Origin of the sequence: Streptomyces sp. NPDC059373, assembly GCF_042751495.1 — a bacterium.
Lineage (GTDB): Bacteria > Actinomycetota > Actinomycetes > Streptomycetales > Streptomycetaceae > Actinacidiphila.
The window spans coordinates 25,805-47,892 of sequence record NZ_JBHYXC010000049.1 but is presented as its reverse complement, the minus strand read 5'-3'; the positions used below and the strand labels follow the sequence as shown (position 1 = coordinate 47,892).

At 68.7% G+C, this 22,088-nt stretch carries 21 protein-coding genes and 3 pseudogenes; 13 read left to right on the top strand and 11 right to left on the bottom strand.

Annotated features, from left to right (window positions below; genetic code table 11):
- Positions 1 to 246: 246 nt before the first annotated feature.
- A complete protein-coding gene (locus ACFXJ5_RS36405; RefSeq protein ID WP_384641137.1) occupies positions 247 to 1,851 on the bottom strand; it encodes an ISL3 family transposase in 1,605 nt (534 codons plus the stop codon).
- A gap of 545 nt (positions 1,852 to 2,396) precedes the next feature.
- On the opposite strand from ACFXJ5_RS36405, the pseudogene ACFXJ5_RS36400 reads away from it, so the two are divergent.
- The 4 genes and pseudogenes from ACFXJ5_RS36400 to ACFXJ5_RS36385 all read left to right on the top strand — a co-directional run.
- Positions 2,397 to 3,106 (top strand): annotated as a pseudogene (locus ACFXJ5_RS36400) (N-acyl homoserine lactonase family protein).
- A 166-nt stretch (positions 3,107 to 3,272) separates the two neighbouring features.
- Positions 3,273 to 3,845, top strand: coding sequence for an RNA polymerase sigma factor (locus tag ACFXJ5_RS36395; RefSeq protein WP_384641135.1), 573 nt, complete (start codon positions 3,273 to 3,275; stop codon positions 3,843 to 3,845).
- Positions 3,842 to 4,624 (top strand): hypothetical protein, encoded by a 783-nt coding sequence (locus ACFXJ5_RS36390; protein WP_384641132.1) that lies wholly within the window; start codon positions 3,842 to 3,844, stop codon positions 4,622 to 4,624. Before ACFXJ5_RS36395 ends, ACFXJ5_RS36390 begins: the two co-directional genes overlap by 4 nt.
- 378 nt (positions 4,625 to 5,002) lie before the next feature.
- Positions 5,003 to 5,372: pseudogene (locus ACFXJ5_RS36385) on the top strand (single stranded DNA-binding domain-containing protein); the annotation flags it as partial.
- 150 nt (positions 5,373 to 5,522) lie between these two features.
- Here ACFXJ5_RS36385 and ACFXJ5_RS41280 read toward each other — a convergent pair.
- Together ACFXJ5_RS41280 and ACFXJ5_RS41275 are read right to left on the bottom strand one after the other, a co-directional pair.
- On the bottom strand, positions 5,523 to 6,002 hold the full coding sequence (locus ACFXJ5_RS41280) for a Mom family adenine methylcarbamoylation protein (protein WP_459254001.1): 480 nt from the start codon (positions 6,000 to 6,002) through the stop codon (positions 5,523 to 5,525).
- A gap of 104 nt (positions 6,003 to 6,106) precedes the next feature.
- Positions 6,107 to 7,179, bottom strand: a protein-coding gene (locus tag ACFXJ5_RS41275; protein ID WP_459254000.1) for an IS630 family transposase whose coding sequence is annotated in 2 segments (ribosomal slippage) — positions 6,107 to 6,693 and positions 6,693 to 7,179 — 1,074 coding nt in all. Because the reading frame shifts where the segments join, the coding sequence is not laid out codon by codon here.
- 329 nt (positions 7,180 to 7,508) lie between these two features.
- Here ACFXJ5_RS41275 and ACFXJ5_RS36370 point away from each other — a divergent pair.
- The 4 genes from ACFXJ5_RS36370 to ACFXJ5_RS36355 all read left to right on the top strand — a co-directional run bounded on the left by ACFXJ5_RS36370 (position 7,509) and on the right by ACFXJ5_RS36355 (position 11,143).
- Positions 7,509 to 8,324, top strand: a complete 816-nt coding sequence (locus tag ACFXJ5_RS36370) for an oxidoreductase (RefSeq protein ID WP_384641124.1) — start codon at positions 7,509 to 7,511, stop codon at positions 8,322 to 8,324.
- 74 nt (positions 8,325 to 8,398) lie between these two features.
- On the top strand, positions 8,399 to 9,310 hold the full coding sequence (locus tag ACFXJ5_RS36365; protein WP_384641121.1) for an alpha/beta hydrolase: 912 nt from the start codon (positions 8,399 to 8,401) through the stop codon (positions 9,308 to 9,310).
- A gap of 74 nt (positions 9,311 to 9,384) precedes the next feature.
- Positions 9,385 to 10,398 (top strand): NADP-dependent oxidoreductase, encoded by a 1,014-nt coding sequence (locus ACFXJ5_RS36360; protein WP_384641118.1) that lies wholly within the window; start codon positions 9,385 to 9,387, stop codon positions 10,396 to 10,398.
- A gap of 136 nt (positions 10,399 to 10,534) precedes the next feature.
- Entirely contained in the window at positions 10,535 to 11,143 is a 609-nt protein-coding gene (locus ACFXJ5_RS36355) for a TetR family transcriptional regulator (RefSeq protein ID WP_384641115.1), read from the top strand.
- A 156-nt stretch (positions 11,144 to 11,299) separates the two neighbouring features.
- Here ACFXJ5_RS36355 and ACFXJ5_RS36350 read toward each other — a convergent pair whose 3' ends face one another.
- On the bottom strand, positions 11,300 to 11,878 hold the full coding sequence (locus ACFXJ5_RS36350; protein ID WP_384641112.1) for a TetR/AcrR family transcriptional regulator: 579 nt from the start codon (positions 11,876 to 11,878) through the stop codon (positions 11,300 to 11,302).
- A 92-nt stretch (positions 11,879 to 11,970) separates the two neighbouring features.
- Between ACFXJ5_RS36350 and ACFXJ5_RS36345 the strand changes: the two genes are divergently transcribed.
- The gene (locus tag ACFXJ5_RS36345; RefSeq protein WP_384641109.1) at positions 11,971 to 12,417 is read left to right on the top strand and encodes an anthrone oxygenase family protein; all 447 of its coding nucleotides are present in this window, start codon (positions 11,971 to 11,973) and stop codon (positions 12,415 to 12,417) included.
- A gap of 123 nt (positions 12,418 to 12,540) precedes the next feature.
- Here ACFXJ5_RS36345 and ACFXJ5_RS36340 read toward each other — a convergent pair.
- A pseudogene (locus ACFXJ5_RS36340) lies at positions 12,541 to 13,571 on the bottom strand (IS5 family transposase).
- A 266-nt stretch (positions 13,572 to 13,837) separates the two neighbouring features.
- Here ACFXJ5_RS36340 and ACFXJ5_RS36335 point away from each other — a divergent pair.
- A complete protein-coding gene (locus ACFXJ5_RS36335; protein ID WP_384641106.1) occupies positions 13,838 to 14,227 on the top strand; it encodes a hypothetical protein in 390 nt (129 codons plus the stop codon).
- 19 nt (positions 14,228 to 14,246) lie between these two features.
- Positions 14,247 to 15,434, top strand: a complete 1,188-nt coding sequence (locus tag ACFXJ5_RS36330; RefSeq protein WP_384641103.1) for a M20 family metallopeptidase — start codon at positions 14,247 to 14,249, stop codon at positions 15,432 to 15,434.
- Between the two features lie 3 nt (positions 15,435 to 15,437).
- On the opposite strand, the gene ACFXJ5_RS36325 is transcribed toward ACFXJ5_RS36330, so the two are convergent.
- Complete coding sequence (locus ACFXJ5_RS36325) at positions 15,438 to 15,950, bottom strand: hypothetical protein (RefSeq protein WP_384641100.1); 513 nt, start codon at positions 15,948 to 15,950, stop codon at positions 15,438 to 15,440.
- Between the two features lie 155 nt (positions 15,951 to 16,105).
- On the opposite strand from ACFXJ5_RS36325, the gene ACFXJ5_RS36320 reads away from it, so the two are divergent.
- A complete protein-coding gene (locus ACFXJ5_RS36320) occupies positions 16,106 to 18,352 on the top strand; it encodes a DUF262 domain-containing protein (RefSeq protein ID WP_384641097.1) in 2,247 nt (748 codons plus the stop codon).
- A 66-nt stretch (positions 18,353 to 18,418) separates the two neighbouring features.
- On the opposite strand, the gene ACFXJ5_RS36315 is transcribed toward ACFXJ5_RS36320, so the two are convergent.
- The 3 genes from ACFXJ5_RS36315 to ACFXJ5_RS36305 all read right to left on the bottom strand — a co-directional run bounded on the left by ACFXJ5_RS36315 (position 18,419) and on the right by ACFXJ5_RS36305 (position 20,491).
- Positions 18,419 to 18,868: a hypothetical protein gene (locus ACFXJ5_RS36315; RefSeq protein ID WP_384641094.1), complete on the bottom strand. Its 450-nt coding sequence runs from the start codon at positions 18,866 to 18,868 to the stop codon at positions 18,419 to 18,421.
- 528 nt (positions 18,869 to 19,396) lie between these two features.
- A complete protein-coding gene (locus tag ACFXJ5_RS36310) occupies positions 19,397 to 19,915 on the bottom strand; it encodes a hypothetical protein (RefSeq protein WP_384641091.1) in 519 nt (172 codons plus the stop codon).
- A gap of 339 nt (positions 19,916 to 20,254) precedes the next feature.
- Positions 20,255 to 20,491, bottom strand: coding sequence for a hypothetical protein (locus tag ACFXJ5_RS36305; RefSeq protein WP_384641151.1), 237 nt, complete (start codon positions 20,489 to 20,491; stop codon positions 20,255 to 20,257).
- A 12-nt stretch (positions 20,492 to 20,503) separates the two neighbouring features.
- On the opposite strand from ACFXJ5_RS36305, the gene ACFXJ5_RS36300 reads away from it, so the two are divergent.
- The gene (locus ACFXJ5_RS36300) at positions 20,504 to 20,761 is read left to right on the top strand and encodes a helicase associated domain-containing protein (protein ID WP_384641142.1); all 258 of its coding nucleotides are present in this window, start codon (positions 20,504 to 20,506) and stop codon (positions 20,759 to 20,761) included.
- Between the two features lie 91 nt (positions 20,762 to 20,852).
- Here ACFXJ5_RS36300 and ACFXJ5_RS36295 read toward each other — a convergent pair whose 3' ends face one another.
- Entirely contained in the window at positions 20,853 to 21,380 is a 528-nt protein-coding gene (locus ACFXJ5_RS36295; RefSeq protein WP_384641088.1) for a YbhB/YbcL family Raf kinase inhibitor-like protein, read from the bottom strand.
- 13 nt (positions 21,381 to 21,393) lie between these two features.
- On the bottom strand, positions 21,394 to 22,083 hold the full coding sequence (gene istB, locus ACFXJ5_RS36290) for an IS21-like element helper ATPase IstB (protein ID WP_384641140.1): 690 nt from the start codon (positions 22,081 to 22,083) through the stop codon (positions 21,394 to 21,396).
- Between the last annotated feature and the right edge of the window lie 5 nt (positions 22,084 to 22,088).

The window sequence follows — 22,088 nt, the reverse complement described above, 5'->3', positions numbered from 1 at the left end:
TCAAGCCACCGCCCTGCGCGTACCTCATACACACGGCATACCGCAGGGATCACCACCCGTCAGCCCCCACGACACCACGCATTCAAGGTCAGTAGGTGATGCACCAGGCCGGCAGCGTCAATGGTCTGAAGGTCGATCTCCTCGGTCCACTTGGGCTGAGGAACGCTGCTGTCGTCGCTTGTGTCCTGCCCGGACCAGTTCTTCATACCGACCATGATCTCTGCCGATAGCCGGTCAGGGAAGCTCTCAGCCTGCCAGCAGGACGCGCTTGCGGAGGAGGGCGAAGCCTGCGCGCCCGAACATCTGGCGCTTGAGCATTTTGATTCGGTTGACATGTCCTTCGACGACACCCGAACTCCAGGGGAGGGTGAGCCCGGCGATGACGGCTTCACGATCGCGGTCGATGCCTGCGGCGAGCGTGTGGAGGCTGGGGAGGTCGTCCTGTCTGACGGCGTCGAGCCAGTCCAGCAGGCGCTCGCCCTGGCGTTCGGTGAGCATGGTCGCGAAGGACCGGACGTGCCTGGTAAGTGCGTCGATTTCGGGGCAGTTGTCCCGGACGTTCTTCAGGTGGAGCTGCTCGGTCTCGGAAAGGGTTTCCGGACGTCGGAGGACCCATCCGGCGACACTCCGGGGCGAGGGCGGCCGGGCTGTCACGGGCCGTGGCGACGTGCGCTTCTGACGAATGTAGGCGCGAACTCGCTGGTAGCTGCCCTTGTAGCCGAGCGGGACGATCTCTTCCCACAGCTTCCAGGCGTTGGTGCCGCCCTCGTTCCAGCGGTCGTCGAGGTAGGGCTTGTACTCGTCAAGGACCGAGGTCCGGGTCTGCCACTGACCAGTGAAGAGGTCTTCCGGCCTGGCGGCGTCCGCGTACCGTTTGACGGTTCGGCTCGTCATGCCGAGCTGCCGCTGGATCGCGCGACGGCTATGCCCTGCCTTCACCAGAGCATGGACGGTGGCGTGCACGGTCCGGGTTCGGTCGGCGAATCGGTGGCCGGTCGGCCATGGCGAGCCGGACGGCTTCTCCGCGGGGCCGGGCTCATTCTCGGGCGGTTCAGGCATCTCGGGGACCAGGACGCGCAGACATTGGCGGTGCTGAGCGATGCTCCGCTCGGCGGCCTCGCTGAGGTTGTGCCAGAGGTGCCACCGGTCCGCGACCTGCACGGCTTGCGGGGCACCGACGGTGGCTCCCTCGGCGAAGAACGGCGCACGGTCCCGGCATACGACCTCGATTCCCGGGCGCTGGGCCAGCCACGCGGCCAGACTCGATGTTTCCCGGTCAGGCAGCAGGTCGACGGGCCGGCGGGTTTCGACGTCCACGAGGACGGTGCCGTAGTGGCGGCCCTTACGCGTGGCGTACTCGTCGACACCGACCACCCGTGGAGCGGGCGCCTCCGGCTCGGGAAGTGCGTCGACCAGCCGCAGGACCGTGCTGCGGCTGACCGGCACGCCGACGATGTCGGCCAGGCGGGCGCCTGCCCGACCGGCGAGGGCGAGCCCGATCGCGGCCAGGGTCGAGCGCTGCCGCTCGGTCCGCTGACCGTGCCTTCGGGTCAGGCCGGGTATCTGCTCGACGAACGTGCGGCGCGGGCACTCGGCATTCCGGCAGGTGAACCGGCGGACCCGCAACCGGAGTACCACGCTTCGTCCCGCGCTCGGAACATCAGCGGGAAACCGCAGGTAGGAGCCGTGAATCTGGTCGGCCCAAGTTCCGCACCCCGGACACCAGGCGCCCGCAGCCGTGCAGCGCGCATCAACACGCACTACCGCAATGTTCACGTCCACCGACAGCACCGCGACGTCCGCGATCGACGGGAACAACAACTCCTCCAGCCGGAGCAAGATCTCTTTCACAGCCCCGAACTGTCGGCCCAGTCACTCCTGCCACTGCTCGTTTTGAGGCAACTTCCCAAGCCAACTCAAGGAGTTCCGCCGTCACTCAGAGTGCACGGATCACACAACCTGAGCCAGAACCTGAGAGCTGACACCGTTTGTCGGTCAGCGGCGACAGCACTCGGTGCTGGCGGAGAGTGATATCGACGAGTTTTGACACCACTTGGAGCCTTGCGGTGGGAGCATCGGAGTGCTCCGTGTGGTGAGGGGGCGCCGATGCCGCCCAAGTCCAAGGTCGATCTTTACGCGGCGATCCGCCGTGATGCCCGTGCTGGCCTGTCGAACCGGGCCCTGCAGCACAAGTACGGAGTGGGCTTCCGGACGGTGAAGACAGCGTTGGCTTCCGTCTGGCCATCACCCAGGCCCGCGCCGCCGCGCAGGACTCCGTCACACGCTGAGCTGGGAACGGGATTGCTCACCTGCTGCGGATCGATGGACGTTGCAGGGCGTTTTCCGCTGTCGGCAAACCAGCTGGAACGCAGATCGCGGCCTGCCAGGATGGCCGGATGGGGAAGAACATCGCAGTGCGTCGGCTTGACCTGGGGTACTTCATCCGGCCCGCATCGGAGACTGGCGGTCCGCAACCGCGGGTTGAACCCGTGCTCGCCTATCTGGTGCGGCACGACCAGGGACTGATTCTCTTCGACACCGGCATCGGCAGCGCGGACTCCGAGACCGAAGCGCACTACCGGCCCCGACGCCGGGCGCTGCAGGACGCCCTGTCGGCGGCTGGAGCCACCCTCGCCGATATTTCCCTCGTGGTGAACTGCCACCTCCACTTCGACCACTGCGGAGGGAACCCCCTACTGAGCGGAAAGCCGATCCTGGTCCAGGACATGGAGCTGGCCACCGCCCGCCAAGGCGGCTACACCATCGATGAGCTTGTCGACTTCCCCGGCGCAGCCTACGAGGAACTCAACGGTGAGACCGAGGTCTGGCCAGGAATCTGGATCATCCCGACGCCCGGGCACACCCAGGGGCATCAGTCACTGTCCTCCAGCAAGACGACGGCACCGTGATCCTCGCCGGCCAGGCACACGACTTCGCATCCCATTTCGCCTCGGACCACCTGGCCCGCCACGCCGTGCTCCACGGCGTGGAGCAGCCGCTTCCCACCTACCAGCACTGGCTGGAACGGCTCGCCGACTTCGACCCACGACGCGTGCTCTTCGCCCACGACTGCTCGGTCTGGGAACCCTCTGACGGCAATCGTTAAAACGCCGCACCAGGCGGCTCAGCATCGCCCGGAGCAGCACGGGCCGGCGGGCAGCCGTCACCAAGGCCTCCCCAGGATGGGCCAGCCCTCCCAGCGTGGTGTCAGTTCTCATCGATATTTCGCGGCTATCTGATCGACAAGTGCTGCCCAAACTCGTCGACAAGCGATGTCCGTTCCCACCTACAAAGCCAGCGGCCGGGAGCCGCGGCGCCCCAAGACAATCGACGGGCAACAACCGCTCGACTTCCAGGCGTTCCACGCCATGTACTGCGGCACGTACATCCGGTGGGCTGAGATGTACCTCGGGTCCCGGGCCGATGCGGAGGACGCGGTCCACGAGGCGATGCTGGAGCTGCTGGCCCAGTGGAAGAAAGTACTGGAGCAGCCCGAGCCAGCCGCCTACGCCTGGTGGCTGGTGAAGAACCGCACCAAGGACGCCGCCCGCTCCCGCAGCCGACGGCAGAAGATGGCCGACGCCATCTTCGCCACCGCGGCCCTCTACCAGAGCGTCGACCCGATCGGAGAGCTCGAGACCAGCATGGCGCTGTGGGAGGCCATCGACGCCCTCCCCGAACGACAGCACGACGTCTTCCTCATGCGCTTCAGCCTTGAGTACTCCACCCGCGACACCGCCGGTGTGCTCGGCATTACCGAAGCCACCGTCCGCTCCACCGTCCGCGACGCCCGGCGCCGACTAGCCGCGTCGCTGGACCTTGACCCTAAGGGGATACGACGATGACCGCACCGACGTCGCTCGACCAGTTCATCGCCAGGGCCCGGCTCCTAGTACCCGAATACACCCAAGACGAACTCGCCGCAGCGCAGGCCCGGCTGGGCGCTGCGACCACTCAACGACTTGTGTCCGGAGCACTCACCTTCGACGACGCCACCTCCGCCGACCTGTGGCCCGGGCCTGCACGTCCCGACTCGTGGGACGTCGACGCCGACGCCGACGCCGAAGCCCGCGACCGGCAGGAGGCCGCGGACGACCTGCGCCACATGTGCAAGATCGTCATAAGCCAGACCAACGCCCTGCACGCCCTGTCGGACTTCGTCTCCGGCACCACCCTGCAGTCCGACAGCGACCCAAGCCGGATACTCGAACCTGACGCTGCGCGGGTCCTTGCCTGCGTCCTGCACCTAGCCGCCCGGGAGGACAGCGCCCGCTTCTGGTGGCAGTTCGCCGCCGGAGCCGACGACGGCCTAGCCAAGTTCTGCCTATTCCTGCACCACCTGGCCCTCGGGGAGATCCAGGAGGCCAACTGGTGGCACGACCAGGTCCCCCGCAGCGGCCGGGCGCTGTGGGCCCGCGCCGTGAAGGAAGGCCGCGACGAGAAGACCGCCGCAACGGCCAACGTCCTGCAAGTCATCGCCCGGCGCAAGGCAGTCCCCGACGCCACCAACGCCGTCGTCGGCTACGTAAAGACCGCCGTGCGCTTCGTGGACGACGACATCGATCTCCCCCTGCCACCCGACGGATTCGCCGAACGCATAGAAGAGATGACTGCCGACGTGTAACGAGAGACGCACCAGCGCCAGACCCCGCCCCGGGTGGCAGGTGCCACACAGTGCCCTTCGAGCTGGTGGAATTGGCCCGGACTTGGCCGGTGGTGGAGCGGGCCGGACGTCGCGAACGGCGCGGCAGTCGCCGCCGTGAACAATGCGGAGCTGGCTGCTGGTGACCGGGATGACGTCGGCGCCGGGGGCCAGACGGAAGGCGTCCAGGATGGCAGTCCACGAGGTCCGGTGAAGGGGCGCCTGTGGCGACGCTGCGCGCTGGCCTACGGCCACCCTGGACAGTCCTGACCAGTCCTAACGACCGGTGGGTTATCGGGCGGCCCGAGAACCTTGGCGCCATGGGGGACGACGACGCAGCTCCGCCTTCCCCAGGGTCACGACGACGGCTCCGGGCTCGTGGACCTGGCATTCTTCGAGGACTCCACCCAGCCTGCGCGCACACCGTCTTCCACAGCGGACTGGTGCTGGCACGCGGCACCGCCCAAAAACGCGGCCCGCGCACCACAGTGGTCGACACCATGGCCTGGGACCTGGAAGCCCTCGCGACCGCCCGCCGCGACCACGGCCCCGAAGCCGTCCTGCACCTCCTGGGCGAGAGCGGCACTTCCTCCCCGGACACCGGCCGGCCGCAGCGGACGATCCGCATCGAGACCGGCGCTGAACTCCACCCTTATGCCGACCTGCAGCCCCCGGCGACCGCTCCGCCAACATCAAAGCCCTCGGCTACACCAGCCCCGGCAGGCCGGGTGAGCACCATGGAAGCTCAGCCGGGCCCGCATCCCACCACAAGGAGGCGAGCCCCCAAACGGGGAATGAAGAGTCCTACCGCATTGAGGAGATGAGCTCTCACCCGGCGGTCGCGCATTGACACCCAACTCGGTCGCCCCAGATCAGCGCGCTACACACGACTAACTTTGCTGTCGAAGGATAGGCCTCGACGTGATCGGCTACCTGGAGACCCTGATCGAGATCGAAGCGCCGGCCGCCGGGGTTGACGCGCGAACGCAGGGCGCGCCACCTGGTACGCGGTCGGCAAGGTCGTCCGCGCGACCCGCCCAGGCCACGTGTCAACGGCTGGGTCGCCATCTTCCGACAGCCGGCGTGGCCGCGTGCGACCCAGGTAGGCCATCCCGCTGGCCTGGTAAATCGTGCCCCAATGGCCGGGGTGAAGCTGCTCGACGCCGGTAGGGGTGCGGCGCTCGCGTGAGTGCGGGGCGCTGTGGGCGATGACTGCCCGCACGCCGGCCTCGGCGGCGAGCCGGAACGCTCTGGCGGCGAACCAGCTCTCGGCGTTGGCGGGCACCTCGTCCAGCAAAACCAGCCGGGACAGCTCCAGCGACTGCTGATACGGGATCTTATGCGTATCCGGCGTGGCCATCGCCGCAGGTGAACACTGCAAGACCAATGAGTCGATGCTTCGCCTGGCTGGAGCAGGGGGCTATCAGCACCTGCCGAATAGCTAGAGATCTTTAACGGCGGGGGTTATGGCGGTGTGAGGTCGAGTCCGGTCTTGGCGATGAAACCGTCGATGAGGCCGGGTCGGTACTGCATCCGTTTGAGCCTGGTCTTCACCAGGGCGGTCAGCTGGTCGATGCTCTGCTTGGCGAGGTTGGCCAGGGATCTCTTCAGGTGGGACCACACCGCCTCGACCGGGTTGAGTTCCGGCGCGTACGGCGGCAGTTGGTAGACAGTCAGCCATAATCGGGCGGCGATCAGCCCCCGCATCGTGCGGCTGACGTGCGTGTTCAAGTTGTCCCACACCAGGACGATGGGGCCGCCGAGCTGCTGGTGAGCGGCGTCCAGGAGGGCGGCGTAGTCGGTCTCGGTGAAGCCCTTGCGCCGGTCCTTGCGGGGTCCGCGGTCAATGTGGGTGCGGTAGATCAGCCGTGCCCGGTGGCCGGGCTTGGTGCAGATCAGTGCGGCCAGCGAGACGCGTTTGGTGCCCGCTGCGGTCACCCGCACCACCGGAGTGTGACCGCGCCGGCCCCAGGTGCGGCCCTTGGGCGGCCTCAGGCCCTGGCCTGCCTCGTCCTCGAAGCAGAGCCAGGCGCCCAGGTCCGCCGCCGTCCTTTTATGACGGGCCACTGCTCGTCCCTCCACCCGGCGATCCGCGACTCGTCGCGCTCGGTGGCCTGCCGGGCCGGGACCTGCACGCTCCAGCCGATCCGGTGCAGCAGCAGGTCCAGCCCGGCCAGGGTGTAATCCAACCCGAACCGGCGACGGACGACCTCGGCGATCCGGGCCAGCGTCCAGCACTGATCCTCACTCCAGCCATGCGCGGCCGGACCGCCGTCCAACAGTGCCTCCAGCGCCCGCAGCTGGGCCGGGTCAAGCCGACAGCGTGCACCGCCCGGCCCCTTCGAGGCCAAGGCCTGCCTGCCGCCCGAGGCCAAGGCCCGCCTCCAGCGGTTCGCCGACACCCGCGTCACCCGGAAACGCCGGGCCACCTCCTGATCACTGGCCCCCGCCTCGATCAACTCGGCCGCCGCCAGCCGCACCTGCTCACGCCGGGCCCGTTCCCCAGCCGTCAGCCCACCACCATCGGGATACCTCATACATCCGGCATAGCGAACCCCGCGTCAGCCGTCACCAGGCGAAGAACCCCCACCGTTAAAGATCTCTAGTCAAGTGGCGACGGTGCCGACATCACCGAGTTGCCACAGTCGGGACGGCGGGATGGTGCGTGCCGCGCGGGCTGCGATCACGGCGTGGCGCTCTGCGCCTTCGGAGTGGCGTTGTAGGCCGTCGCCGACGACCCACGCCAAGCCGGAGGTTCTCGGCCATGCGGCCGCCGGGGCCGCGCTCCTTGCCATCCGCCCCACATCGCCATAGCATTACGACCGTAAGGTAAACGATCGTAATTCAATTGCCCAAGGAGTCCGTCATGGCGACACAACGGCCGGTAGCACTCGTGACGGGGGCGTCATCGGGGATCGGTAACACAACCGCTCGCGCCTTCGCCGCAGCCGGGTTCGAGGTGATCGGAACCGGGCGGAACACCTCGGGACTCACCCCGCCGGCCGGTGTGACCTTCCTCGACCTCGACGTGACCAGTGACGAATCCGTCACCGCTGCCGTCCAGGAAGTGATCGAACGGTTCGGTCGGATCGACGTCCTCGTCAACAACGCCGGCCTGGGCTCGGCCGGCGCCGCCGAGGAGAACTCCGTCGCCCAGGCCCAGAGCCTCTTCAACCTCAACTTCTTCGGTCTCGTCCGCATGACGAAGGCCGTCCTGCCGCACATGCGCGCCCAGCGCCGTGGACGCATCGTCAACCTCTCGTCCGTCCTCGGCGTCATCCCGCAGCCCTACATGGCCCTCTACGTCGCCGCGAAGCACGCCATCGAGGGCTACTCCGAGTCCCTGGACCACGAAATCCGCGAGCACGGCGTCCGCGTCCTGCTCGTCGAGCCCGGCTACACCCGGACCGCCTTCGATGCCAATGCCGCGCAGCCCGACACCCCGCTGCCGCTGTATGCGGAGCGGCGGCGTGTCTTCGACGAGGTGGTCGCTGAGGCGATGAAGGCCGGCGACGACCCCGCCGTCGTCGCCAAGGAGATCGTCACGGCAGCCACCGCCCCGAAGCCGAAGCTGCGCTACACCGCCGGACCGCTCGCCTCACGCATCACCACCGCGCGACGCCTCGTCCCCGCCGGGATCTTCGACAAGCAGATCCGCAGGTTCAACCGGATGCCCGGCTGACGTCGCACCCGGCTCATCGACCTGCAGGGCGCGCGAGAGGCGCGTTCAGCTCTGACCTGACAAGGAGCAGCACCATGGGAATCAGCACGGAAGCACAGCAGTTCGCACAGTTCCTCGAAAGCGTGCGCGCGAAGGCGTCGACACCGGGCCTCGATCTGGCCGTCGTCCGCGACATCGTCGACACACATGCTTCGGCATCGACCGAGCCGGAAGGCGTCACCTACGCCGACGTGGACGCCGACGGCGTCCACGCCCTGTGGGTCATCCCTGAGGGCGCCGACCCTGACAAGGCGCTGCTCCACTTCCACTTCGGCGGATCGGTCGCCGCCTCGATCGCGTCGGACCGCAAGGCCGCCGGCCACATCGCCAAGGCAGCCGGAGCCCGCTCACTCGTCGTGGGCTTCCGCCTGGCACCCGAGCACCCCCACCCGGCGCAGATCGACGACGCCGAGACCGCCTACCGCTGGCTGCTCGCGCAGGGCTACGAGCCGCGGAACATCGGCAGCACCGGCCACTCCATTGGAGGCACTCTCGCGGTCGCGCTGCCGCTGCGCCTGCTCGCCAAGGGCGAGGCAACCCCCGGGGCGATCGTCAGCATCTCGCCGTGGACCGACCTCACCATCAGCAACCCGAAGGTGGACGAGAACGAGGAACACGACAAGATGCTCAGCCGGGACATCCTCGAGCAGTTCCGAGCGGCTTGGCTGCAGGACCCCGGCGTGGACTTCGCCGACCCCGACATCAGCATCGTGAACGCCGACCTGACCGGCCTGCCGCCCACAGCCCTCCACTACGGCGAGTACGAGACGCTTGCCGGCGAGGGCGCCGACTTCGGCCGCCGACTCGCCGACTTCAAGATCACCTCCGAAGTCCGCCCGCTGCCCGGGGGCCAGCACTCGTTCATCCTCGGCGCGGGGCGCGTGCCGGAGGTGGACCGGGCGATCGGGCAGATGGGTCAGTGGCTTCGCCGACACCTCGGCAGCTGACGTGGAAGCCGCCCGGACATGCGCATCGTCCGCCAAGAAGGCAACCGAGAAGATCACACAAAGAGATGGCTGACATGAAGGCATTCGTCGTCGAGAAGTACGGCAAGGACGGCCTGCGCGCCGCAGACGTTCCCGAGCCCACCGTCAAGGACAGCGACGTCCTGGTCCGGGTGAGCGCCGCCAGCATCAACCCGCTGGACAAGATGGTCCGCAACGGGGAGTTCAAACGACTCCTGAAGTACAGGCTGCCCTTCGTACTCGGCCACGACATCGCCGGCACCGTGACGCAGGTCGGGTCCGCCGTGCGCGACGTGGCCGTCGGCGACGAGGTCTACGCACGTCCCCGCGACCTGCGGATCGGAGGCTTCGCCGAGTTCATCGCGATCGACCAGGACGACGTCGCACCCAAGCCGCAGTCCCTCACCCCTCGCGAGGCGGCCGCGGTGCCCCTGGTGGCACTGGCCTCCTGGCAGATCCTCGTCGACCGCGCCCACGTGATGCCGGGTCAGAAGGTGCTCATTCACGCCGGTGCCGGTGGCCTCGGATCGACGGCCATCCAGCTCGCCAAGCACCTGGGCGCCACGGTGGCGACGACCACGAACACCCGCACCGAGAAGTTGGTCAGGAGCCTCGGCGCCGACATCGTCGTCGACTACACGAAGGAGGACTTCTCCAAGGTGCTGTCCGGCTACGACCTGGTGCTGGACTCCCTGGGCGGGGCGAACCTCGAGAAGTCGCTGACCGTGCTGAAGCCGGGCGGCCTGGCCATCGGCGTCGCCGGCCCGCCGGACGCCGGTTTCGCCAGGCAACTCGACGCCCCCTCGTTCATGGGCATGGCCATGAACGCGCTCAGCCGCAAGGTGCGCAAGCAGGCCAAGGCCCTGGGCGTGCGCTATGAGTTCTTCTTCATGCAGGCCAGCGGCACCCAGCTCCGCGAACTCGGCGCCCTGTACGACAACGGACGGCTCCGCCCGGTCATCGACCGCACTTTCCCCTTCGACCAGACCCTCGAGGCGATGGCGTACGTCGAGCAGGGGCGTACCACGGCCGGAAAGGTCGTGATCTCGATGGCGTCCGGCAACGACTGAATCGGGCTGGCCGCAAAGAAGGCGTGGCGGTGCTCCAGATGCCGGTCGCCTCCCATTGGAGTTCGTTCGTAATCCAATACGATGGCGAAGCCAGCGGAGGGCAGGCGACCCTTCCGGCGCACAAAGGAGCGAGCGCGTGGCGCGTTACGGGAAAGAACACAAACAGGCGACCCGGCAGCGGATCATCGAGACCGCCGGCCGCCGGTTCAAGAAGGACGGTATCGACGGCTCGGGCATCTCGACGCTGATGGCGGACGCCGGACTGACCAACGGCGCCTTCTACGCCCACTTCGAATCCAAGGACGACCTCGTGGCCGCCGCGGTCGCGGACCAGTTGCGCACGCAGTACGCGAACGTCATCGAGCAGGCGGCCCCCGGGATCGCCGGACTCGAGCAGATCGTACGGTGGTATCTGTCGCCCCAGCACCGCGACAGTCCCGACGACGGCTGCCCCTCCGCCGCACTCCTCGACGAGATAGGGCGCTGCGCGGACGAGACCAAGCAGGCGTACACCGACGGCGTGCTCGCCGTCATCGACGGTATCGCCGCTCGCCTGGCGCCTGCCGATCCGCGCTCGGTGCGCACGAAGACCCTCAGCGTCTACGCCATGATGGTCGGGACGCTGCAGCTCTCCCGCGCCCTGGCCGACCGGCGACTCTCCGACGAGCTCCTCGAAGAGGGCATCCGCAACGCCCTCACTCTGCTCAGCGCACAACCACCGGCTAGGGCGCGTATCGAGTCGTGATCAATGAGCACCGCAGCTTCCGGGCCGGGTGCCCCGTCGGGGGTACGGGGCCGGCGATCTGCGGCTGCGCCGTGTGGGCGCGAGTGACCGGAAGCGATGCCGCAGGCAGGCAGCGGGGCCCGAGGACCCCGGCCGTGTGCCATCCGGGACGGTGCGTCAGAGCATGGCGAGCCGGTCCACCAGCAGCTCCGTCCTGCACTCGGTGTCCTCCGGCGGGAGCCGTCCCGCTCGGGTCAGGGTGGCCAGTCCGTGCAGGGACGCCCAGAATGTCTCGGTGAACAGCTCCGGGCGCACGCCGTCCCCGGCGACCTCGCTGAGGCACTCCAGCAGCGCGGCGAAGGCGTCCTTCAACGGTTCGGGGGTGTCCTCCTGCGCGTACGCCAGGCCGCCGTCGAGCTGGAACAGGGCGTCGTAGACCGCCGGATGGCGTTCGGCGAAGGCGAGGTAGGCGCGGGCCAGCGCGGTGACCCGGGCGCGGGGGCCGTCGGCGGCGGCGGTCGCGGCCCGCATCGCCACGGCCATCTCGGAAGCGCCCTGCAGAGCGACGGCGCCGATGATCTCGCGCTTGCCGCGGAAGTGGCTGTAGAGGACGGGCTGGCTGTATTCGATGCGTTCGGCGAGCCGCCGGGTGGTGACCGCGTCCCAGCCCTGCTGCTCGGCGAGTTCGCGGGCCGTGGCCACGATGAGGCGCTCGCGGCTGACCCGTTCGCGCTGCTTGCGTTCCTGTGCCGACATGATTCGATCCTAGCACCGCTAGACAATCTGGCGACAGCAGCGATAGCGTTGCTGTCATCATCTAGCAGCGCTAGATCCCAGGAGGGGTCATCATGCTCAATGCACTCGAGGTCGTCACCATCGTGGTCGTCGGCGTGATGGTGGGGGTGGAGTTCTCCGTCCCCTTCTTCAGCAACCCGATCCTCAACGCACTCCCCGGCGACAACGGCCTGCGCGGCCGCGTCCACGGGGCCCGACTGGGCGGCGCCGTGATGCCGTTCTGGTACATCGGCTCGCTCGTCCTCGTCGGGGTCTGGGCCGTCGCCGGATGGGACGACGATGGCACCGGCCTCGTCGTGACCGCCGCCGCGCTGCTGATCGTCAGCGTGCTCATGTCGATCCTGGTGCTCGTCCCGATCAACAACCTGGTCAAGACGTGGACTGCCGGCAGCCGGCCGGCCGACTGGAAGGAGCAGGTGAAGCGCTGGGACCGCTGGCACCACGTCCGCGTCGCCGTCATCATCGCCGCCTTCGCCTGCCTGGCGGCCGCCCTCACCTGAGCCCGCGGGCCGGCGCGGCGCCGGTGGCGCACAATCCCCACCCCGGGCGGCAGCGGGCCACCGAAATCCCGACGTCCGGGCATGCAGCTGCCGCTGAGAGTCCACACCTGCGATCCCGACAAGCTACGCCCCTCGATCACCTGCGCGGCTCTTGGCTCTGGTTCGGGTGAGGTCTTTGATCCAGATCACCGAGGCACGCAGGTGAAGCCCGGCGAGGTAGCTTTCCGGGGTCTTGTCGTAGCGCGTCGCGATGCCCCGCCACGCCTTCAGTTTGTTGATCAGGCGCTCGACGGTGTTCCTCTCCTTGTAGAGCTCGGCGTCGTGGTCGACGGGGCGTCCCCCTTTGCGGCCCTTCCTCTTCCGGTTGGCGGCCTGGTCCCGTTTCTCCGGGATGACGGCCTTGATGCCGCGCCTGCGCAGGTGGGCGCGGTTGCCGCGGGAGGAGTACGCCTTGTCCCCGGCGACCGCGTCCGGCCTGGTGCGGGGACGGCCGACCGGACCAGGGACGCGAACCTTGCTCAGCACGGGGATGAACCGGGGGCTGTCCGCGGCCTGTCCTGCGGTCAGTACGATCGCCAGCGGGCGGCACCTACGGTCGGCGGCAAGGTGGATCTTGCTGGTCTGCCCGCCCCGTGAGCGCCCGAGCAGGGCGGCCTTCAGCCGGACTCTGTGCCGGCGCCGGATGCGTCTTCGGTCTTCTCGCGCGGGGGCGTCCTCGGTGTACTGCCCGTTCCGTCCTTCCGAAGTGCCCCTTTTTGACGGGCCTTCTCCTCCTCGGCGGCGACCTTCTCCAGAGCGGTCAGGACATCGTCATCGAGGTGCATCCCGGCGGCGTCATGGTGGGCCCGTGCGGTGGTGGAGTCCACGCTGACCAGCGACAGGTCCACCTCGTCCCGCTTCGCGGCCTCGGCGATCAGGCCCTCCAGCAGGGCCTCGAAGACACCGGCGTCGCGCCACTGCCGGAAACGGTTGTGGACGGTCGACCAGGCACCGAACTCGGCGGGCATTTCCCGCCACTGCCCGCCCGTCCGAAATCGCCACAGCACCCCCTCGAACTGCTGCCGCAGCCGCACCGGGTACAGGCCATACTCGCCGATCGGCAGGTACGGCTCGATGAACTCCCATTCCACGTCGGCCAGTTGCGCACATGTCATGCAAGACGATCTACCGGATCGAAGATCAGCGCGAGGGGAAAACCCGCTCATTGATCACGACCCGATACGCGCCCTAGGAGCGTTCCCCAATACTGTTTGCTCATCAGGACGGGTCTGCGGGCAGTGTGTTGGAGGTTTCCGGTACTGCGGTGGTGGTTCGGGTGCTGACGCGTTACACCGATCTGGTGGAGGCGATGGTCGAGGTGGTGCGTGGCGCTCGGGAGCAGTTGGTGGTGACCGGGTCGCGGTCGCGGTAGGAGACCTATTTGGCGGCGATCGAGCAGGCGGTTGCTGAGCAGTCGGACCTTGTGTACTACCGCGTGCTGTATGGGCCGCCGCGCCATCGGGCGCTGGCTGAGCCTTTACTGCGGCTGGTGGGGATGCGGGACCCTGATGAGCGCCGTAACGGTGTGAAGACGCTGCACATCGGGCTGGTGGAGCCGGCCGGCGTATTGGAGCGGTTCTTCGTGGCGTCGGAATCAGCCGCGGTGGTGCCGCTGCCGTCCTTCCACGGGGCCGAGGGTTTCGACTGCGGGGTGCTGCTGGGCGGGGAAGCGGCGGCGGGGCTGGTCCAGCACGGCCGTGAGGCGTGCGCGTCGGCGGTTGCAGTGGAGACCATGGAAGCGGTGCGCGCCCTGCCGGTGCGACACCTCTGACAGCGGGGTGAGGAGATAGGTGAGCGAGAATCTGGTGGCGGCTGCGGCCGAGCGTTCGGCGTCGGTGACCGAGCTGGCCATGGACCTGGTCCGGCAGCCGAGCCGGGGCGGGATCGACGACTACGGTCCGGTCCTGCAGATCCTGGAGACCTGGCTGGGCGACCGGGACCTTCCCCACCGCCGCCTGCACGACGGCGCCGGCGCGCTGGTCGGCCTGGTGGTGGAGATCGCCGGAGGCCGGCCGGGCCAGTGGTGGACGCTGGACGCCTGCGTGGACACCGCCCCGTTCGGCGACGAGAGCGCCTGGTCGTTCCCGCCCACGTGTGGGCGGGTGGAAGACGGATGGCTCCTCGGGCGTGGGGCGGCGGACTCCAAGCTGGCCGCTGCCATGTTCTGCCACATCGCCGCAGACCTCCATGGCCACGCCGCGGGCCTGCACGGCGGGCTTGCGGTTCTGCTGGACGTGGACGAGCACACCGGTGGCTTCGGCGGCGCCCGGGCCTACCTCGCCGACCCCGCCACGCAGCGGCCGGCCGGGGTGATGATCGGCTATCCGGGACTGGACGACGTCGTGGTCGGCGGCCGTGGCCTGTGGCGCGCACAGGTCAGTGTGCACGCGCCGGCCGGGCACTCGGGCTCCGGCCAGTCAGTGGTGGGCGCTGTCTCCCGGGCCGCCCACCTGGTGCGTCTGCTCGACGCCGCCGAACTCCCGCCCGCCGGCGCAGGGTTCCCGCTGCCCCCGAAACTGTCGGTTACTGCGATCCACGGCGGTGAGGGCTTCTCCGTCACCGCCGACCGGTGCACGGTGAACGTGGACGTGCGCCTGACCCCCACCTTCGACGCCGAGGACGCCCACACCTTGCTCCGCAAGGCCGTCGCCGAACTCGACGGGTCCCTGCCCGGACCGCGCCCCACCACCATCGAACCGGTGGCCGCCTGGCCTCCGTTCCAACTCGGAGCCACCGACGAACCCGCCGCGGCCCTGCTGCGGGCCGCCGCCTTGGTCGGCCTGGCGCCGCGGCCCAAGACCGCCGGCCCGTCCAACATCGGCAATCTGCTGGCCGGTCAGGGCATCGCGGCCACCGCCGGATTCGGCGTCCCCTACGAAGGCCTGCACGGCATCGACGAGCGCGCCGACCTCTCCCGCCTCCCGGAGGTCTACGCCGTCTACCTCCAGGCCGTTACCGACCTCCTGATGCGCGCCTGACCGCTACCACCCGCGTCCCACCCCCGTCCCAAGAGGCGTCCCAGCAAGTCCCCACTTGCGTCTCTGTCGCCAACCGGCGGATGGAGATGACATGGAATCCTGGGCGACCTGCTTCGCCCGGCGCGCGCTCGTCAGGCTCAGCACCAGCTCACGGCACACGCGCCGGCGCACACCGATTCCCGGCTCCATCAGCCACCACACCGTCGACGCGATCTCGATAGCGGACCGCGCGAGAATGGTCGGGCCGATCACCGGCATCGGATTGTCAAGCAGCTGCCGCAGGCTCCTCAGATCGTCCAGGACGGCAGCCATCATGAGGTTCGCCGCCGCATACGCGGTCCGCGGCGGCCGCTCGCCCCACGGGCCGTTCGGGCCGGCCTCGCAGCTGGCCAGCTCGGCCTCCGCCTGCGATGCCGCACCGGGAGTCCACGACGGCTCCCGCACGGCCCGCTCGCCGAACGCGAGGGTCGCCTCAAGAACTTCCCGGTTCTGAGTGATCACCAACTGATGATCCATTCCGGTATTCACCTCACATCGCCTGCGCAGACCGCCCAGTCTGGCAGTGTCGGCTCCGGTCACCGAGGCAATTCCCCGTCGGCTCACGTCACACTGTCTTCTGCGCACGCAACTGCGTGTACGCCATCTGTACGGCGATGGACGCAGTTGGGAGCATGAAGGGGTACGCCGAGCAGGTGGGGGGCGGCATGGGTCCGGACGAGATCAGATCCCAGGGCTTCAGCCTGAAGGAACTGTTCCGTGACGTGACCTATGAGATCGACTACTACCAGCGTGACTACACCTGGGGCGAGGAAGAAGTCCGCACTCTGTTGCGGGATCTGTGCGACTCATTTCGGAACTGGTCCACGGACCCGGCCTATCTGCGTCGCCCGCACACCGCGCCGCAGTACTTCCTGGGCCCCTTCGTCTACTACGAGTCGTCGCGAAGCCGGCGCTACCTCGTCGACGGGCAGCAGCGTTTCGTCACCCTGCATTTGATCTTCCTGCGGCTGCGGCTGTGGGCACAGGAAGCCGGATACCCCAGGGCGGTCGACCGCCTCAACCGCGTCATCACGATCGACGGAGACCAGTTCTCGGTAGGCATCAGCGATCACGACCCGGTCCTGCGGGCAGTCAGCCAGGGCCGCAAGTACGAAACAGCCCTTGGGGACTCGCTGTCCCGCCGCAATCTGTGGGCGCGCAGCCAGCAGATCGAATCCCAGCTCGTGGAAGAGCTCGACGCGGAGAAACTGCACCGCTTCACCGAGTGGCTGCTGGACCGGGTGGTCCTGGTCGGGATCCGGGCGGCCGGCGCCGACCACGGCTACCGCATGTTCGAGACGATGAACGACCGCGGCGCCCGCCTCACCGCCATCGACCTCCTCAAGAGCCACCTGCTCTCCCACGTCGGATCAGGCGAGGACCAGCTCAACACCCAGTGGCACGAGATGCTCAGGGAGCTGATCACCGACCGAGAGGACCCCGTAGCGGCCTCCCGCTTCATCAAGGCCTACCTCCTGGCCCGCTGCGCACGCGAGGGCCGGGACGACGACCGTCGGCAGATCGCCACCAACCTCAATGTGTGGGTCCGCCAGAACGCCGCCCACCTGGGCCTGGTCCCCGAACGTCCCGACAACTTCCTGCAGTTCGTCCAGAACCTGCTGAAGTCGGCCAGGCTGTACCGGCCCTTCCTGGCGGCCAGCCGTGCCCTCAAGAAGGACGGCGACCGCCTGGAGACCGTGCTCTTCAACGAACGCAACGGCCTCAGTAACCAGGCAGTCGCCGTCCTCGCCGTCATCAACCCCGACGACCAGCCCTCCGACGCCAAGGACAAAGGCCGCCTCGTCGCCGCCTACATGGACCGTTGGTATGCCCTGCGGGTCCTGCAGGACCTGCCCGTCCAATCGACTGACGCCGACACGCTGGTCCACACCACCCTCGTCCCCCTCCTGCGCAGGTGCCGTAACGTCTCCGACGTCGCCTCCGCGCTGGGCGATCTCGTCCTGCACGACGGAGGTGCGATAGAGGACGCGGTCACCCTGGGGCTTCGGGGCAACAACGCCCACCAGATCCGCTATCTGCTGGCCCGGGCCACCGCCTACGTCGAAGAGGCGTGCAAGCGGCCCCACGATGCGCTCGCCTACCTCGACCGGGACCAGTTCCACATCGAACACCTCTGGGCGAACCACCCTCACCGCGTGGAGGAGGGACTCAGGAACGAGGTCGTCTTCCGCAGCCTGCGCAACCAACTCGGCGGCCTCGGCCTACTGATGGGCCGCGAGAACTCCAGCATCAACGACCTGCCCCTGCACGACAAAGCCGCCCTCTACGCCCGCAGCAATGTCCTGCTGGGCATCATCGCCCCCGGCTACGATCGCCGGAACCCGCTGCTGCGCGACTTCATCAAGTCGCACCAGCTCGACAAGACCCTCCGCTCCTTCGGGCCCCGGGAGACCATGACCACGGTGGTCACCACCCGGCAGCAGCTCTACCTGACCCTGTTCACACACATCTGGGACCCCGAACGCCTGGGCCTGCCCGTCAGCCTGCCGCCCACATCGAACTACCGCGACGAGCCCGCCCGCCCCGCCCGCCAGAACGCCCCCCGGCGCAGGCCGACTGCTGGAGGCCGTCGCACCGATGTCGCCAAGATGGTCGATGCGCAGATCCTCACAGCCGGCACCCGGATCGTCCTCACCTACCGCTCCACCGACCACTGGGCCACCATCGACGAGTACGGCGGAATCATCCTCGCTGCGACCGGAGGTACCCCCTACGGCCGGGCCGACGAAGCCGGCGCCGTTGCCCGCGGCACCAAGACCTGCCAGGGCATGAACGAATGGCAGGTCGAAGACGACAACGGCGTGCGCACCAGCCTGCGTACCCTGCGTGACCGCGCCGTGGAAGTCGGCCTCCTGTAGGCATCAGGCCGCCCGTCTTATGGCGGGAAGGACGAGGAGAGCGCAGGGCCGGTGGCTGGTCGAGTGTCAGGCGCGGCCGCCCAGGCGCCAGCCCCCGGGCGCGGGAAGCAACTCGGTGGTGATCATTTCGCCCAGTTGCCACGGCAGGCAGGACCGTTTGCCGAGCGTCGCCTCCAGCATCCCGTTGGTGTGCGGGGCGGCCATGGGCAGGCGCCGGTAGCGGCCGCGGGCCGGCCGGTCTTGCGGGGGTGGTCCTGTGCGGCGTGGCCCGGGCAGCAGGGGGTTCGGCACTGCCCAGATTTCGACAAGGCCCAATGCCATGGCCACCGGCATGTGCCACTCGTCCAGAAGCAGTGCGACCCGCTCCAGCCAACTGTCGTCCTCTTCCTGGGCGAGGGTGTGCCGCAGGCGTTGGCGCTCCCGTACAGCCAGTGCCTGGGCGAGGCGGACTGCCTCGCGGTAGAACACGAGCGGGGCGACCCCCAGGGCGCAGCGGCGCGGTGCCGACCGGTTCATCGGGGAGCCTTCGCAGGAGTCTGAGCGGCGAATTCGGGCTTGTCGGGGTCGACAGGTGCGCGGCCGGCCGGGGCGCCGGCCGCCCGGCGAGGGCCGGCGCGTTCCTCTCCAGTGCCCGGTGTAGCGGAGCTGTGCGCCGGGCGAACCGCTCGGTGAGCCCGTCGACCTGCTCGACGATGGTCTGGCGATCACAGTCCCGGGCTGGGTAAACGCACCGGCTCACCAGTTGGTCGATCAGGGTCCGGTGCCCGGATCCCGCCACATCCGCCACCTCCGCCGAGCGCTGCCGGTACCCGTCGTGGACACGGCCCGGCACTGTCCCGCACCCCGGACGGACGGCCTGCTGCGTCGCGGTACGCGCCGGGAAGGTGATCACGCCGTCGTGCACCACGACCTCCTCCACCATCACCGTCGAAAGATGGGAGAAGACGGCCCAGAGCACGCTGCAGTCACACGAACAGCCATCCTTCCAGGCGCCCGTGACGCCCGGTCACTGCTCCACAGACAGAGTGTGGATCAGAATCACGTTCAGTGTCCGAGGGCTGCCTTCGCCGCCACGATGACCAACCCAAGGACGAGGTTGACCATCCCCTCGACGGCCGCCTGGGCACGGGACGCGCCGGCATGCAGAGCACCGATGCAGGCCCAGGCGACCTGCTGTGCCACGGCGACCGCCAGCGCGAGCCACGCCGTACCGCTCAGCGCCAGCCCCAGGAGCGGGCTCAGCGCCACCGTCGCGGCGGGCAGTACCGCCGCCTCGGCGATCGGCCACTCGCGCCGCCCGACCCGTCGTGCCTCGGCCCAGCCGAGGCCCTGGCCGGCCAGCCGTTCGCCGGCAAGGTGGGCATAGACGTGCGCGGCCCAGAAGACCAGGCCGGTCACGAGGAGCAGCACCACGAGCTGGAGTCGGGGGAAGTCACCGACCGCGCTGGCCGCGACGATGACAGAGGCGGCGAGCAGGGACCCGTAGAGAGCACCTGCGTAGTCCGTCCGCGATGGCGGCCGACCGAGCGGGTCTCTTCGCGGCCACGGCAGGAGGCGGTTCACCAGCCCACCCTAGAGAAGCGGACCCGCCCCCGGCCGCACCACACGCAGAGACCTCGGCCGTCGTCGTTCACCGCTCACCCGCGGCCACGACGAAGCCGCTGCGTCCCCGGCCAAATCCTCCGAGCGGCAGGTGACTGTTGCGCCCGGAGCTCGCAAGGTGATCAAGGGTCATGCGCCAGTTCAGCAGAAACGGAACGAGCTGACTCCCGATCGTCCTGCGCAGCCACTCTGGCGGCTCCGGCATCCGACGGCGGTCGCCTGACGTGCAGTTCTCCCAGTCCGAATAGGCCCGACGCAGAAGGCGCACCAACGGGACAGCCTCCATTCGTTCGCAGATGATCAGGCTTTCGGGCTGGCCGACTTGCCCGGCCCGTACGCGCGCAGCAGCTCCTCCAGGCGCTTACGGTGCTGCTCGGTGAACGCCTCCAGACGCTGTGGGTAGCCGTCCCGCTCGTCCTCGCGCACAGCGCTGAGGACCACCGTCAGGATCTCGTCCGATGCCTCGGGGATGAGGAAGTTGCCCGGGTCGGTCAGGGCCCACCTGTACCTCAACGCCTCCGCCAAGACGGCCAGCACCCCCTTGCCCTCCTGCTCCGCCGCCCCCGGGGCGCGTCGGAATGGGCTTTCGTCCGCGGCCTGCGCGCAGCACGCACCTTCTGGCGCGCACACCAGCACCCCGACGTCCCCTTCGCGTATGCCTGCCACCAGGACGGCCCCAAGTTCCTGCTCGGCAGATGGATCGCCGACAAGCGACGAGTCCCGGGGGCACTGACCCGGGAGCAGCTCGATGCGCTCCAAGCCCTCGATATGCGCTGGCTGCCACGCCCCCGCTCCCACGGAGACTGAACACCGTCCGTGTCGGCGACGGCTCAGTTTCGGGCCGGTCTGAACGGTTCAGTCGTGGGCCACCGTGTGGTCTCGGTGGTTCGTTCCAGGCCTATCTCTCGTACCAGCCTGTGAGGTGGGCGAGTCCGAGGGTGCAGCCGCGCAGGTTGAAGATCAGCCAGGCGGGCGTCGCTTCCCTGTCGATGTCGACGCTCGGAATGTCGAGGGCGAAGACGGCGAACATGTAGCGGTGTTTCCCGGTGCCCTGCGGCGGTCCGGCGCCGACGTAGCGCTTCGTCCTGGCGTCGTTCGGGAGCTGGAAGGCGCCCGGTGGAAGTCCCGGGCCGGACTCGTCGCCGGCGCCGGCGGGCAATTGGGTGACGTTGCCGCGAATGTTCACCACGGCCCAGTGCCAGAAGCCGCCGACCGTGGGCGCTTCGGGGTCGAACATGGTGACCACGAAGCTCCGCGTCCCCGACGGGAAGCCGCTCCAGGCCAGCTGCGGGGAAACATCCTGGCCGCCGGCGCCGAAGATGCCGCTGACCTGTGGCATCGCCAGCTTCTCGCCGTCGCGCAGGTCGCTGCTGGTCAGTGAGAAGGAGGCCGCTGGGGGAAGACGGTCGTAGGGGTTCCAGCTCATCTGGACTTCCTGTTCAGTCGTTGTCGGTCGTGCGGCTGCGGCCGAGTTCGCGGCCTCGCATGCGGTAGGACTCGCCTTTGAGGGAGTGGACCTCGACGTGGTGGACGAGTCGGTCGATCATGGCGGCGGCGACGGTCTCGTCGCCGAAGGTCTCTCCCCAGCGGCCGAAAGGCTTGTTCGAGGTGACGATCACGCTGGCCCTCTCGTATCGGTTCGAGACGAGCTGGAAGAACAGGTTCGCGGCCTCGGCCTCGAAGGGGATGTAGCCGACCTCGTCGATCACGATCAGCGGGTAGCGTCCGAGCTTGACCAGCTCGTCCTGGAGGCGCCCGGCCTGGTGGGCGGCGGCCAGGCGGTCGACCCACTGGGCGGCGGTGGCGAACGCGACGCGGTGGCCGGCCTGGCAGGCCCGGACCGCGAGGCCGGTGGCCAGGTGCGTCTTGCCGGTCCCCGGCGGCCCCAGAAAAACGGCGTTCTCCTTGGCCGCTATGAAGTCCCATGTTCCCAGATGGGCGAGTTGTTGTCGCGTCAGGCCGCGCAAGTGGGTGAGGTCTAGCTCCTCGATGGTTTTGATCGCGGGGAAGCGGGCGGCGCGGATGCGGCCCTCGCCGCCGTGGCTGTCGCGGGCGCAGACCTCGCGCTGCAGGCAGGCGACCAGGTACTCGGTGTGGGTCCAGGCTTCGGCCTGGGCGCGCTCGGCCAGGCGTT

What these genes read in the sequence shown, in the direction of transcription:
- ACFXJ5_RS36295 (WP_384641088.1), bottom strand. Translation starts at nt 21,380, where the DNA reads ATGAGCTGGAACCCCTACGACCGTCTTCCCCCAGCGGCCTCCTTCTCA.
- ACFXJ5_RS36350 (WP_384641112.1), bottom strand. Translation starts at nt 11,878, where the DNA reads ATGTCGGCACAGGAACGCAAGCAGCGCGAACGGGTCAGCCGCGAGCGC.
- ACFXJ5_RS36365 (WP_384641121.1), top strand. Translation starts at nt 8,399, where the DNA reads ATGGGAATCAGCACGGAAGCACAGCAGTTCGCACAGTTCCTCGAAAGC.
- ACFXJ5_RS36325 (WP_384641100.1), bottom strand. Translation starts at nt 15,950, where the DNA reads ATGGATCATCAGTTGGTGATCACTCAGAACCGGGAAGTTCTTGAGGCG.
- ACFXJ5_RS36315 (WP_384641094.1), bottom strand. Translation starts at nt 18,868, where the DNA reads ATGAACCGGTCGGCACCGCGCCGCTGCGCCCTGGGGGTCGCCCCGCTC.
- ACFXJ5_RS36390 (WP_384641132.1), top strand. Translation starts at nt 3,842, where the DNA reads ATGACCGCACCGACGTCGCTCGACCAGTTCATCGCCAGGGCCCGGCTC.
- ACFXJ5_RS36320 (WP_384641097.1), top strand. Translation starts at nt 16,106, where the DNA reads ATGAAGGGGTACGCCGAGCAGGTGGGGGGCGGCATGGGTCCGGACGAG.
- ACFXJ5_RS36360 (WP_384641118.1), top strand. Translation starts at nt 9,385, where the DNA reads ATGAAGGCATTCGTCGTCGAGAAGTACGGCAAGGACGGCCTGCGCGCC.
- ACFXJ5_RS36370 (WP_384641124.1), top strand. Translation starts at nt 7,509, where the DNA reads ATGGCGACACAACGGCCGGTAGCACTCGTGACGGGGGCGTCATCGGGG.
- ACFXJ5_RS41280 (WP_459254001.1), bottom strand. Translation starts at nt 6,002, where the DNA reads ATGGCCACGCCGGATACGCATAAGATCCCGTATCAGCAGTCGCTGGAG.
- ACFXJ5_RS36395 (WP_384641135.1), top strand. Translation starts at nt 3,273, where the DNA reads ATGTCCGTTCCCACCTACAAAGCCAGCGGCCGGGAGCCGCGGCGCCCC.
- ACFXJ5_RS36345 (WP_384641109.1), top strand. Translation starts at nt 11,971, where the DNA reads ATGCTCAATGCACTCGAGGTCGTCACCATCGTGGTCGTCGGCGTGATG.